Annotated in this window: 13 protein-coding genes; 5 read left to right on the top strand and 8 right to left on the bottom strand. The window is 48.1% G+C overall.

From position 1 onward, the window contains the following. Nucleotides 1-79: 79 nt before the first annotated feature. Nucleotides 80-292, bottom strand: coding sequence for a hypothetical protein (locus FD01_RS05465; RefSeq protein WP_056963066.1), 213 nt, complete (start codon nt 290-292; stop codon nt 80-82). Between the two features lie 232 nt (nt 293-524). On the opposite strand from FD01_RS05465, the gene FD01_RS05460 reads away from it, so the two are divergent. Beyond that, a complete protein-coding gene (locus FD01_RS05460; RefSeq protein WP_054714325.1) occupies nt 525-1,178 on the top strand; it encodes an MIP/aquaporin family protein in 654 nt (217 codons plus the stop codon). A gap of 275 nt (nt 1,179-1,453) precedes the next feature. Here the strand turns inward: FD01_RS05460 and FD01_RS16370 are convergent, their stop codons facing one another. From FD01_RS16370 to FD01_RS05445, 5 genes are all read right to left on the bottom strand, one after another. Continuing rightward, the gene (locus FD01_RS16370; protein ID WP_164480462.1) at nt 1,454-1,594 is read right to left on the bottom strand and encodes a hypothetical protein; all 141 of its coding nucleotides are present in this window, start codon (nt 1,592-1,594) and stop codon (nt 1,454-1,456) included. Between the two features lie 104 nt (nt 1,595-1,698). Then, complete coding sequence (locus tag FD01_RS05455) at nt 1,699-2,418, bottom strand: hypothetical protein (protein ID WP_056963064.1); 720 nt, start codon at nt 2,416-2,418, stop codon at nt 1,699-1,701. Next, complete coding sequence (locus FD01_RS16825; protein ID WP_268872167.1) at nt 2,415-2,537, bottom strand: hypothetical protein; 123 nt, start codon at nt 2,535-2,537, stop codon at nt 2,415-2,417. The genes FD01_RS05455 and FD01_RS16825 overlap by 4 nt, the downstream gene beginning before the upstream one ends. 132 nt (nt 2,538-2,669) lie before the next feature. Next, entirely contained in the window at nt 2,670-5,777 is a 3,108-nt protein-coding gene (locus FD01_RS05450; RefSeq protein ID WP_056963062.1) for an AAA family ATPase, read from the bottom strand. Nucleotides 5,778-5,779: 2 nt separating this feature from the next. Further along, nucleotides 5,780-6,898 (bottom strand): exonuclease SbcCD subunit D, encoded by a 1,119-nt coding sequence (locus tag FD01_RS05445; protein ID WP_056963059.1) that lies wholly within the window; start codon nt 6,896-6,898, stop codon nt 5,780-5,782. Nucleotides 6,899-6,945: 47 nt separating this feature from the next. Here FD01_RS05445 and FD01_RS05440 point away from each other — a divergent pair, with 47 nt between their 5' ends. Together FD01_RS05440 and FD01_RS05435 are read left to right on the top strand one after the other, a co-directional pair. Further along, entirely contained in the window at nt 6,946-7,563 is a 618-nt protein-coding gene (locus FD01_RS05440) for an HAD family hydrolase (protein WP_054714313.1), read from the top strand. Between the two features lie 138 nt (nt 7,564-7,701). Next, complete coding sequence (locus FD01_RS05435; protein WP_056963058.1) at nt 7,702-8,034, top strand: helix-turn-helix transcriptional regulator; 333 nt, start codon at nt 7,702-7,704, stop codon at nt 8,032-8,034. A 480-nt stretch (nt 8,035-8,514) separates the two neighbouring features. On the opposite strand, the gene FD01_RS05430 is transcribed toward FD01_RS05435, so the two are convergent. Next, the gene (locus tag FD01_RS05430) at nt 8,515-8,706 is read right to left on the bottom strand and encodes a hypothetical protein (protein WP_003576326.1); all 192 of its coding nucleotides are present in this window, start codon (nt 8,704-8,706) and stop codon (nt 8,515-8,517) included. Nucleotides 8,707-8,832: 126 nt separating this feature from the next. On the opposite strand from FD01_RS05430, the gene FD01_RS05425 reads away from it, so the two are divergent. Together FD01_RS05425 and FD01_RS05420 are read left to right on the top strand one after the other, a co-directional pair. Further along, complete coding sequence (locus FD01_RS05425; RefSeq protein WP_056963056.1) at nt 8,833-10,362, top strand: multicopper oxidase family protein; 1,530 nt, start codon at nt 8,833-8,835, stop codon at nt 10,360-10,362. A 39-nt stretch (nt 10,363-10,401) separates the two neighbouring features. Then, a complete protein-coding gene (locus FD01_RS05420) occupies nt 10,402-11,775 on the top strand; it encodes an MFS transporter (RefSeq protein WP_056963054.1) in 1,374 nt (457 codons plus the stop codon). Between the two features lie 207 nt (nt 11,776-11,982). Here FD01_RS05420 and FD01_RS16945 read toward each other — a convergent pair whose 3' ends face one another. Beyond that, nucleotides 11,983-12,120, bottom strand: coding sequence for a transposase domain-containing protein (locus tag FD01_RS16945; protein WP_420864840.1), 138 nt, complete (start codon nt 12,118-12,120; stop codon nt 11,983-11,985). Nucleotides 12,121-12,122: the final 2 nt, after the last annotated feature.

Genomic DNA, 12,122 nt, shown 5'->3' with positions numbered 1-12,122 from the left:
GGTACAAATTTACTACTAGCATTGAGAATATGGTGGCCTAGTTGAACAGCCACTAGGTAAACACTTTTTTCTCACGCCATTACCAAATGGCTTTCTTCCCATTATGGTAGGTAGGCTTTTTGCGGCAAGCGATGCAGCCCCAACAACGCCCGAATTGCAAAACCGACGCCGACCACATGTTGATCACGGTAAACGAGTTGATAGTGCCCATTAAGATATGGGTGAAGCCGTACCACTTCAACATCGCCGGATCATTCATAAATATGCGAAATAAATTGACGGCGACGATCATCACCAAGCCCCAACCGTACACACGCAACCAAGCAGTGGTTTGAAATTAGTCCGACCACTCCCGTCGCTGTTGTCTCAAAAGTCATCGTTGGGTGTTTAACTTCAGGAACCTACGTGGCCTTTAAGGCTTCGCCGCAATCACAAGTCGTTTTCAATTATTATATCGTCATTTTGCGTATTATTTTTTCGCTAAATTTGCTATTATTAAAAGCAAAAGCATATGGAGGATCATGATGCAAAAATTAGTAGCAGAATTTATGGGAACGTTCTTGTTGGTATTTTTGGGTAGTGGTGCCGTGTTGCTGGCTCAAGGCAACGCGCTGACCATCGCTTTAGGCTTTGGTTTGGCGATCACCGTTTCAGCCTACGCCTTTGGTGGTATCTCCGGCGGGCATTTTAACCCAGCCGTTACTACGGCCATGGTGATCAACGGTCGCACGCCAGCATTAGAAGGGCTGATGTATGTCATTGCTCAAATTATTGGCGCCATTGCGGCATCTGCTTGCGTACGCGTGGCAACCAGCGCCTTGAAACTACCAGCTAGCCAAATGGCCCAGACAGATTTTCCAAAAATCAGCGTCGGAGCCGCGTTCTTCGTGGAAGCTTTGGTCACGTTCTTATTCTTGATGGTGATTTTGGCCGTCACCGCCGACCGGATCGGTAACCCCGACTTCGCTGGTTTGACCATTGGCGTTACCTTAGCCTTGTTGATCTTGTTTGCCTTGAACCTTACCGGTGGGAGTTTAAACCCAGCGCGTTCCATTGGCCCAGCGTTATTTGCTGGCGGCAGTGCTTTGAAGCACTTGTGGTTGTATATCGTGGCCCCAGAAGTCGGCGCCATTGTTGCGGCCTTCGCTGCTCGCTTTTTGCTGGATACTGAAGGCTGATCGAAAGCATCACGAACTTAGCGACGTCTTAGTTTGAAAGTGCCTCATGATCGTTAGACCGATAGTCTAGTGATCGTGAGGCACTTTTTGACGTATCCTTCAGCTACTCTTTCGATCGCATTCGTTGATTGACACGCACCTATATCTTAATCCGATGTTGACGACGAGTTTCGTCGTAATACGATTCAAAAAATGCGAACGCCTCCGCTCACCGAAACAAAAAATCCCGCCAAGTTTAAGCTTGGTGGGATCTTCGTGTATAGACGATCTGGATACTACTGCTCATTTTCGAGCTTCTCGGCATCTTTGTCGATTGTAGCAAATCCGGACTCGGTTTTCTTAACTGGATGCTCGGAGCGTTCCTTTTCAGCTTCTTGGATCAGTTCCTTGCGTTCTGCTTTACTGAGTTTTGCCATAATTCTCGCCTCTTATTCATCAGAATTAGAGTTGAGGGGGTTGTTGGCTCTCTCTCGACACTCTTGTTATACCACTTATTTTTAGCAAACGTAAGGGTTGATTGCTAAGCAATTGCAACTTCTGGCTGGCCGATGGTGATGAGTTCCCGCCGACCATTGGCTAAAACTGCTTGTAATCCTTGTCGCTCTGCGGTTTGGGTGAACAGCACGGCATCTTCTTTCAATCCAGCATCCGCCCAAACTACGGCCGTAATTAAATCTTGTGCTTGAATCGATAATTGTTCAAATCCAGCTTTGACAGTGGCCAAAGCCGGTTTTTGCAATTCAAAATGATAAGCATAGCGCTCAGGGTTGGCTGGCGTCGTGTAGCCAAAGCCCCAATGCCAATCCGAGTCTTGCGCCACGCCAGCTAAAATATCATCTCCACCTTGTAAGGCCACGGCCACTAACTGACCATTATCAAGCAGTGGTTGCAAAATTTCGGTGAAGGCTTTTTGAATCGTCCAAGCACGCACCAGGTTTTCCGGTAGTTGAAAACCGTGGCGATATGGGGCATACACGCCATTAGTCGCCGCATGGGCACGCATCATCACCCTGGCAAGTTCGCGCATCGCAGTCGACCAGTCGGCGTTAGTCAACTCATGGCGCACCCGCTGATTGGGGAGGGAATTTTTGCCATTGAAACCCGCGTCGATATCACCAAAGAATTGCCGCAATGCCGCATTGGTTTGGCCCATCGGCACTGGCAATTCCCCTTTATGAATGTAAACTACAGTAAAGTCGGTATTTAAAGCGTGCATGGTTTCGGTTTGATGTTGCGTCATGAGCGTGCCTCCGAGATTCTGGTGTTTGATTGATCATTGTGTTGAATCGTCCAATAACCATCGATGACGATGATTGCGACTAAAAACAATAGGAAAGTCGATTTCAAGGCTAACTTCATATCGCATCGCCTCCTACAGTCATTAGTATCGCTGGTAAAATTGAACAAAAGGTGATGAATTCCTTGCAAAAATTCTAAGGTACATTAAAAAAACGATAACCTCGTGAATTGAGATTACCGCTTAAATTCGGTTTATTCGCCTAAATGTACCACATCGATATGACTGTCCCCGGCCCCAGTTGGCGTCACCCGCAATTGATCAGGGATCCCAGTTTGCAAAGATTCCACATGAGAAATGATCCCGATCATCCGCGATTGCCCTTCGATGGATTCCAAGGCCTCAAGTGCCGTGTCCAATGAGTTTTGATCCAGTGACCCAAAGCCTTCATCGATAAACAACGCATCAATTGAAACGCCACCGGCTTGTTCTTGAATCACTTCACCTAACGCTAATGCCAACGCCAGCGCGGCAATAAAGGATTCCCCACCTGAAAGGGTGTGAACAGAACGGGTTTCACCGACTTGGTCATCGTAAACGTCAATTTCCAAGCCGGAATCATTTTTATAACTGCCAGGCTCTTGATGCAAAGCCAATTGATAACGCCCATCGGACAAGCCTTCCAGCCGTTTATTGGCGACCACCAGCACTTGTTGCAGATACGTCCGCAAAACATACCGCTCCAAGGATAACCGTTGTGAATTCGTGCCGTTGACCACTGCGGCGAGGTTTTGCAACGCGATATTTTCTTGCAAGGCGGCTTGGTTTTCACTGTATTCTTGTTGAATGGTAGTGACTAAGCTTTGTGCTTGCGTTAAGGCATGCTGCGCTGAAGCAACTATTTGGGTGGCTTGCGTGTTGGCGAGTTCTGCTTGTGTCCGCGTTTGCGTCAACGCCTCGAGATCTGGTTCCAACTGGTTCCCGATTTGTTTCTCAGCGGAAGTTTTCAAGGCTAATTGTTGACCGCGCTGCGTCTTGGCCGCCTCAATTTTCGCTTGTAAACCAGCAATTTCACCACTTGCTTGCAACAAGGCGTTGAAATCCGCTGCAGAAATTTCGCCATGTGCTTGCAGCGCTTGATCCAGCCTAGTTTGCGCCGTGGTCTCAGCGGCTTTCAAACTTTCGATCTGCGCGTTGTGATCTTGAATACTGGTGGTCAAGCGGGTCAACGTTTGGTTGCTTTGTTGCAACATTTCGGCGTTGGCAGTGGTCGCTTGTTCGTAAGTCGTCAATTGCTGTTGCAAGTTCGCGGCTTGCGTATTTAAATCTGCCAAGCTCAAGTTCGGATCTTTCAAACCATGTTCGGCTGCTTCGACTTGCGCTTTCACCCCGGCCAGTTGAACGGCTTGCGCTTGCACTTGCGCCTTGGTGTCGTCAACTTGAGTTTGGGCGGCGTTGACTTGAGTCGTTAGCGTTTCTGCTTGTTGGCGTAAGGTGTCCGTTTGTGTCAGCCATTGCTTTTGTGCGCTACGTAAGTCGATCAATCGTCGACGCAAAACATTCAGCGTGGTTTCAGCATCTGCTTGTGCTAAATCCCCTGCTTGGGTTTGAATCATTTGCGCATTGTCGTCAACATCTCGCGTCAATTGCAAAAGCTGTTGATTCAACCGCGCACTGTCAGCTTCTGCCTGCGCTAAAGCAGATGACGCCGCAGTCCGTTTTGCATCTGCTTGCTTTAAAGCTTCTGGCGTCACAGCTTGGCCAGCTGCAACTGTTGCGGGATGGGGATGATCCAAACTCCCGCACACTGGGCAGGGTGCATTTGCTGATAATTGGCCGACTAGCGCTGCGATTTGATTGGTGAGGCTTTGATCATGTAACTGTTGATACGCCACATCTGCGGCAATAGCTTTGGCATGCACCGAATCTTCTTGCGCTCGGGCTTGCGTCAGTTGCGTCTGCACGTCAGCTAGGCGTTTGCGACTTTGTTGCCAAGTCCGTGCAGTGGCAGAAAGGCCTGCAGTCAACGTTTCTAACTCAGAAAGTTGGGCTGTTTGATCGACTTTGGCCAACTCGTTTAAAGCTTGTTGCGTATCCGTCAGTTTAGTTTGCAAACCTTGGCAAGTCTTCAACGCTTGCGCTGCAGTTTCAGATAGTTGTTTTTGAGTAGTTTGCGCTTGTTGGTAAGCGACCCGCAGATCCGCCAACTTTTGCAACTGGATTTTCGTGTCAGCCAGTTTGCTCAATTGCTGTTCGGTAAGTTTGATCGCTGGAGCTTGGGCTTGCAGGTCTTGTTGTTGAGCTTGGGCTTGTTCGAGCTGTTTTTGGACTTGAGTCAGAGCTTTTTGAGCCACGTCAACTTGTTGCACCAAGTTTTGACGATCCGCTTGTGCTTTCACGATTTGGTCTGATATCGGTTGCCATTCATGCGCCCATTGTAAATCGTTGAGACGTTTGGAAGCTTGGGCCAATTGATCAGCTTGTTGATCCAATTCAGCTAAAACTGAGGTGGCTTGATGCAGGCGTTGATAGGCTTGCGCTAAAGCACTGCCCGATTGGAATGCTGCGTTAGCTTGATCATATCGCGTCTTAGCTTGCTTTGACTGAGTTTGCAAAGCATTCAAGGCTTCAGTTTGTTCCGCCAATTGTGCGGTCATCAAGTCGATTTTATCGGCCAAATTCGCAGTTTCACTAGGGGCATGTTCGCCATATTCAAATTGTGAGCTCAAGGTTTCGAGACGCGCTTGCTTAGCATCCAGCGCCCGGCTTTGCTTCTTCGCCGCGGTTTGAATACTGGTTTGCCAGCGTAAATAAAGATCCGTACCAAATAAATGCCGCAACAAATCGGCTTTGACATCTGAATTGGCATCTAGAAATTGCCGGAATTTTCCTTGCGGGAGTAACACCATTTGCCGAAATTGGTTGGCATCGAGTTGGAGTAAACTGTCGATGCGATCAGTGACGGTTTGAACCTTGGTCAGTTCATCGACTTCCGCGCCATCGGCAAAAATCTTCAATGAAACTTTGGCGGGGACGTTGGTCAGCCCATCCCCGCGCTTCTTCGTTAACAGTTGGGCTGGTGAGCGCTTGATCAAATAATCCCGCCCACCATGAGTAAAACTCAAGGTGACAGAAGTCGATTCCTCAGGGCTGGCAAAGTTAGCACGCATTTCGTTACCAGTCCGTTCGCCGCCAGTGGTTGTGCCGTACAAGGCAAACACCATCGCATCAAAAATCGTGGTTTTCCCGGCACCGGTTTTGCCACTGATCAAAAAAAGTGGGGTCGTATCAAAAGCTTCAAAGTCCACTTGCTCATCACGGTAAGGGCCAAAGTTTTGCATGTGTAATTGTTTTAAACGCATGGTCAGTCCTCCTTTTGCGCGGTGGTCAAGGCCTGTTTGGCCCAATGCATTTGCGCCGTTGTCAACTCGCTATCTGACACATGATCATAGAAATCTCCCAGCAATTCGGTCGGCGACAATTTCTCCAACTTCGCCACAGTTGGCCGATCTGTGAGTTGCACCCCATGTTGACGGTCCAGTCCGATCACTTGGGGAAAAATTTCGCGCAGTTGCGCCATGACATTGGGAATCACTTCAGTATCCGTCAAAGTGATCGCAGTGTATGCGTCGCGATCAAGTTCTTGATAAATCGCAGGATCTGACAAGTGTTCGAAGCTATCCGTGAGGTGTTGGACGTCACGTTTCGGCGCCAGCGGGATAAATTTGCGCGTCATCGACGCCGTATCCAAAATGTAGACGCCTTTTTCTTGGGCGACTTCAGACACGGAATACTTCAATAAGCTACCAGAATATTGAATTTTCTCGGCGTCTAAAGCATGCCGGCTGTGCAAGTGTCCAAGGGCGACGTAATCAAAAGGCGCCAAGTCCCCGACTGCCACGGCATCCAAGCCGCCAACATTGACGCGAGTTTCTGAATCGGAATGTTCACTACCAGCCGCAAAAAAGTGCCCGACTAAAATATGCCGTTTGCCAGGGTCGAACAACGTCTGCATTTTCGCAACCACTGGCACCATCGCCTTGGCAATATTGGTCAAGCTCTCGTCGTCAAAGTACAAGCGCGCCGCAACTGGTTCAAAGTATGGCAATAAGAAGAATTGACTGTCGCCCAGCGTGATCGGATCGAAAGCTTGGTCGAGTTCGGTGTTCAAATAAAGCCCAGTGGATGCGTACCAGTCGCGCCCAGTATTCAAGCGCACTGCAGAATCATGGTTGCCCGACACCACAAGGAGTGGATAGTTCAGTTTGCGATTGAGTTCAAACAACATGTCGTTAACCGCTGAAACTGCCGCCTCATTGGGTAGCGCTCGATCATATAAATCTCCAGCAATGATGATTGCGTCAACTTTTTCGTCTTGAGCAACCTTTACTAAACGCTGGAAAATTGCCTGTTGATCCTCGAGTAAATCGAATCCAGCGAGTTTTTTGCCGATATGCCAATCCGCTGTGTGCAAAATTTTCAAAATGAGCCAACTCCTTTGGTATACTAGTTGAGAAAGGAAGTGCTTCCATGTCTGCCTATATTTTTGATATCGACGGGACCTTGATCGATTCCGTCGCCATGTACTTAAAAGGATTACAAGATACCATGCATCGCTATGATCGCGACTACACGCTTGACGAACTGACGTTCTCCAATGGCATTCCGTCTCAAGATACCGCCAGGCGCCTAGGCTTTGAAGGCGTTGCTGCCACTGAGATGATCAACCAATGGATCGCTGATGCCAAAGTTTACGCTCCAGCTGTCGATTGGATCGCGGGGATGCCTGATGCTTTGACCAAATTACGCGATGCTGACAATAAAATCGGCATCGTCACCTCAAAAGCCGCCCCTGAATTTGCCATCGATGATGCGCGTTATCATTTCTCTGATTACATCGATACGGCCGTTTTAGCACATGATGCTAAGCGCAATAAACCCTTTGGCGATCCAATTTTGTTAGCGCTGGACCGCTTAGGCGAAACCACTGAAGACGCGGTGTATATCGGCGATACGATCACCGATTCTCGCGCGGCCAAAGATGCCCAAGTGCCATTTGCTTTGGCGACTTGGACCAATCAACCAAGTGATGCGCTTCAGCCGATCACCTATGCGCTGAAGACGCCGGCGGACTTACTGACATTATAGTCGATATTTAAACTGGACACCAAAACAAAGCGCGCCGCCGCAGTTCATGAGGCGGCGCGCTGACCACAAAAACATCAGAGGCCGTGACCATCATCATCCTAGAGATTGAAGACTATCGCTAAGGAGGTATGCCCCGCGTTGAATCGAAATAATCAAATTGTGCCCACTGATCTTACAGAATTTTCCGTAGCTGACACGATTGAAGAAACGCTTAGCTTCTACCACATTACTCAAGCTGAGTTTGCACGACGTAACAGGATTTCTGAAAAACATCTGTCGCAAGTGCTTCATCGCAAGGCATTCATTTCGCTAACCGTAGCCCTTTCAATTGAGGAAGTTACCGGGATTCCTGCTTATATGTTGCCGGCTAATGATACGCGCTACCGGTTGGCTCATACAAATAAGCCGATGCCAAGTGATAAGGCGAATGATTCCGACTTTCTGAAGCAATACGACTGGGCAATGGCTTAAAGGCCGGATTTTTGAAACATTTTATGAAACACAACGATTGTGCCACATAGGCTAGTGCGAGAAAACACCGTGCATCTGAAATAAATATTTCTGGCAACTAGCCCTAAATTAGAGTAAGCCGATTGATATAATCCTTTTCTAATATTGACGCCCCAATCGTCATGGGGGCGTCATTGCAACATAAGTTGATAGACCGCAGTTGCTACTAACCACACGTCGGAAACGACGAAAAAAAGTAAAGCTCAATATCCGAAGGGAAAATTTACCTCTCAGATACTGAGCTTTTGATTATTGAACGTCACTTGATTGGGTGCTTACCTAATAGCTCACTAGTAAGCTATAGTAGCCAACGACTGCTAAGATGATGTCTCTTTAAAAGTGACGTCCTTTGAAGTGATTCATGCGCACAATCCCCCGTTTCTTGCACCAAATATACTAAAGTGAAGTCAGAGAAGAAAGTTTGCACCAGAACCAGACAAACTAGTGCTGGTGGGCGTGTTGTTGACTTGACTGGGGCCGATAAGCGGCAACTAACCCGGTCACAGCGTCCAAAGTCATAATCAGACCCATTAACCACATTGCTGCCATATTGTGCATAGTACCAATTAGAATCAGCAGCACCACATTTAACGCCAGCATGAGCCAGCCCATTGTTTTCGACATTTGTTGCATGAAAATCCTCCTCAAGTGTATGGATAAGACCTATACCATTTTTTGCTACTACTTTAAATTAATTCTAAATTATGTTTATGGCAACCCTAAAAAGTGTTAAAATTCTTGTCAGAGGGGAAAATCACGATGAAAAACTATACGGACTATTTCTTTGATGAGCGAGCGTTTGATCTCCACGATGGCGGGTACGTGCCGCTTGAGGTCAGTGATGCGCCTGAGAAGCCCTTAAATGTGCCGCCGTTGCTGAAACCGGATAAAGAGACAGCGACCGACGTTTATTACACGGTGACAGCAGAGACTGGGGAAACACAACTGTTGCCAGGGGCGAAGACCAAGACGTGGGGCTATAATGCCAGTCTGTTAGGTCAGACGATTGTGTATCGCCGTGGTCAGCATACGCATGTGACACTGAAAAACACCCTGCCTGAGTTGACCACTTTTCATTGGCATGGGGCTAATGTCAGTGGTCCTTATGTTGATGGCGGATGCCATGCGCCGGTTTATCCGGGTGAAAGTAAGCATATCGACTTCACATTGGACCAACCGGCGACGACTTTGTGGCTGCACGCGCATCCGTGCCCATCCACAGCCGAGCAGGTTTGGCATGGTTTGGCTGCCATGGTGATTGTCAAAGACGACCATGAAGACAGCCTGCCATTGCCAAGGAATTATGGCGTTGACGATATTCCGGTTATTTTGCAAGACCGGCGTTTTCACGAGAACAACCAGTGGGACTACCGGGCTGATTATGATCCTGACGGTGTTGCTGGGCCAACCGCAATGATTAACGGTACAATCAATCCCTATTTTGATGTCACTACGCAAAAGGTCCGGTTGCGTTTTCTGGATGGTGCTAATCGCCGTGAATGGCGGTTGCATTTTTCCGATGACCTGCCATTTACGCAAATTGGCGGGGATGGCTCGCTGTTACCGGAGCCGGTCAAATTTACCCATTTGATGCTGACTTGTGCTGAGCGTGCCGAAGTGATTGTTGATTTTGGCCAATACCATGAAGGCGACGAGGTCACCTTATATACGGATGATGTGCCATTGCTAAAGTTCCGCATTCATGCGTTCAAACCGGATCAGACAACTTTGCCTGATAAGTTGTTCGACGTGAAGGCGCCTGTGGTTGATACGGCTTTGCCAGTTCGCCATGTTGTGATGCAGGGGATGGACGAAGGTGTTGCGATTGACGGTAAAAAGTTCGCCATGCAGCGGATTGATGCCACGCAGCCAATTGGCAAAGCCCAGTACTGGGATGTTACCAATAGCAATGATGCGCCTGGAATGGTTCATCCATTCCATGTGCATGGAACCCAATTCTTAGTCTTGTCTCGGAATGGGCATGCACCGTATCCAAATGAACATGGTTTCAAAGACACCGTTGGCGTGAATCCTGGGGAAACAGTTCGGCTGCTGGTTCGCTTTGATCTGCCAGGGGTTTATATGTATCACTGTCATATCATTGAGCACGAAGATGGCGGCATGATGGCACAGATTGAAACTTTCGATCCAGCCAAGCCAAAGCAAGAATATAAATTGATGGATATGGATACGTTAATGATGGCCTTGGCTAAAGAACGTGGCGTCAAACCATCTGAGATTTGGATGGGCGGTATGCAGTCTTATGAAAAAATGGGAATGAAAATGTAAACGTCCCACAATACTAATATAGAAAAAGATGATTTTAATATGCACTCTCCAACGATCAAACATCGCGGGGCTTTTGTCGCCACGTTACTGGCAGGTACCTTTTCGATGTCAATTTCGCAGTCTTCTTTAAGCACCGCTTATCCTGCTTTTATGAAAGCTTTTGGTTTAGGAGCGGATACAGTTGCTTGGCTGACAACCGGCTTTATGTTGGTGATGACCTTGATGATTCCGGTTAGTCCATGGCTGTTGCATAATGTTCCTTTCCAACGGCTTTTCCAGGCGATTGAACTCATTTTTGCCATTGGGACAGGCTTATGTATCTGGGCACCGAGTTTTACCGTGCTCATGATTGGCCGGTTGCTTGAAGCGATTGCGGTCGGGATTATTTTCCCGAGTTTCCAGACCGTGTTGCTGACGATTACGCCGTATAGTGAGCGTGGTCGGGTGATGGGCACGGCGGGATTGGTCATGGGCTCAGCCTTGGCAGTCGGTCCGATTATTTCCGGTGTTTTACTGACATGGTTCCCTTGGCAGGCTTTATTCTTGTTCTTCTTGGTCGTTTCGCTGCTTGTGCTAGCCGTTTCAACGGTGACCATTGCGTCTGTCATGCCATTGCAACCGACGCAACTGGACTGGGTCTCCTTCCTTTTATCCGCAAGTTTTCCAATTCTACTTTATGCCTTGGGTGCTTTGTCGAAAAAAGGCTTAACTTTTGGCGTGGTTGGTTTGTTGATTTTAGGCGTTCTGGCAGCTGGTATTTTCGTTATTCGGCAATTGAATCGCCAACCACCAATGTTGCAAATGCGAGTTTTTGCCACTGGTATGTTTACTAAAGCGGTGTTTCTGACCGGAATTTCATACGTCGGTTTGATTGTCACCACTATCCTGATGCCGCTTTACTTTCAAACGCTACTTGGTTTGTCACCGTTGATTTCTGGCTTGTCCTTAGTGCCAGCTGCGGTGTTGCTGAGTATTTTGAATCCAATTAGCGGGCGCCTACTGGATCGCTTTGGACCGCGTGTCGTGGCCATGATTGGCATGTTGTTGATTACTGGCGGCTTTGGTCTGTTAGCAGTCTTTGCCCATCGTTTACCGCTGATTGGGGCAATTATGTTGGCGATGGCGACTGAAGCTGGCAATGCCTTTGTGATGATGCCCTCAGTGACGGCTGGCGCGAATGCCTTGCCGAATGAGCTTGTGGCAGACGGCACTGCGGTCACAACGACGGCTCGTCAGTTATTTGGGTCTGCCGGTGTCATGTTCGCCACAGTGTTGTTGGATGGCATGCAAACCACGCTGCGAAGTCATGCTGGCGGTTTTGCTGTTACCTTCGCTGTGTTTGCTGGCGTGGGCCTGATTGGCTTGCTGTTAGCGTTGACGTTACCAAAGGAAGTCGCGAAGAAAGCGGCATAGCTGCAAATTCGGCTCTACGTCAACTGGTGTTGAAGAATAAATTTATCATTTGAGGCGGTTCTCCATTTGGGGAGCCGTCTTTGTCATGTTATGCCGTGATTTGGGTAAGCACCCAACCAAATGACGTTCGATAATCAAAAGCCCAGTATCTGAGAGGCGATTTTCCTCTCAGATACTGGGCTTTGATCTTGATATAAGACCAGATTCTTACGACTGCTTCCAATTCCACGGCAAATACTGCCCCAGATATTCAAATTTTCGATTCTCGGGATATTGTGCCATTTCATCCAGAACTTCAGTCAGATAAGTCATCGGATCAATTGCGTTGGCTTTGCACGTTTCGATGA

It is taken from the genome of Lacticaseibacillus manihotivorans DSM 13343 = JCM 12514, assembly GCF_001435035.1.
GTDB classification, from domain to species: Bacteria; Bacillota; Bacilli; order Lactobacillales; family Lactobacillaceae; genus Lacticaseibacillus; species Lacticaseibacillus manihotivorans.
This window is presented reverse-complemented; position numbering and strand designations above follow the sequence as displayed.

What these genes read in the sequence shown, in the direction of transcription:
- FD01_RS05465 (WP_056963066.1), bottom strand. Translation starts at nt 292, where the DNA reads ATGATCGTCGCCGTCAATTTATTTCGCATATTTATGAATGATCCGGCG.
- FD01_RS05460 (WP_054714325.1), top strand. Translation starts at nt 525, where the DNA reads ATGCAAAAATTAGTAGCAGAATTTATGGGAACGTTCTTGTTGGTATTT.
- FD01_RS16370 (WP_164480462.1), bottom strand. Translation starts at nt 1,594, where the DNA reads ATGGCAAAACTCAGTAAAGCAGAACGCAAGGAACTGATCCAAGAAGCT.
- FD01_RS05455 (WP_056963064.1), bottom strand. Translation starts at nt 2,418, where the DNA reads ATGACGCAACATCAAACCGAAACCATGCACGCTTTAAATACCGACTTT.
- FD01_RS16825 (WP_268872167.1), bottom strand. Translation starts at nt 2,537, where the DNA reads ATGAAGTTAGCCTTGAAATCGACTTTCCTATTGTTTTTAGTCGCAATC.
- FD01_RS05450 (WP_056963062.1), bottom strand. Translation starts at nt 5,777, where the DNA reads ATGCGTTTAAAACAATTACACATGCAAAACTTTGGCCCTTACCGTGAT.
- FD01_RS05440 (WP_054714313.1), top strand. Translation starts at nt 6,946, where the DNA reads ATGTCTGCCTATATTTTTGATATCGACGGGACCTTGATCGATTCCGTC.
- FD01_RS05430 (WP_003576326.1), bottom strand. Translation starts at nt 8,706, where the DNA reads ATGCAACAAATGTCGAAAACAATGGGCTGGCTCATGCTGGCGTTAAAT.
- FD01_RS05425 (WP_056963056.1), top strand. Translation starts at nt 8,833, where the DNA reads ATGAAAAACTATACGGACTATTTCTTTGATGAGCGAGCGTTTGATCTC.
- FD01_RS05420 (WP_056963054.1), top strand. Translation starts at nt 10,402, where the DNA reads ATGCACTCTCCAACGATCAAACATCGCGGGGCTTTTGTCGCCACGTTA.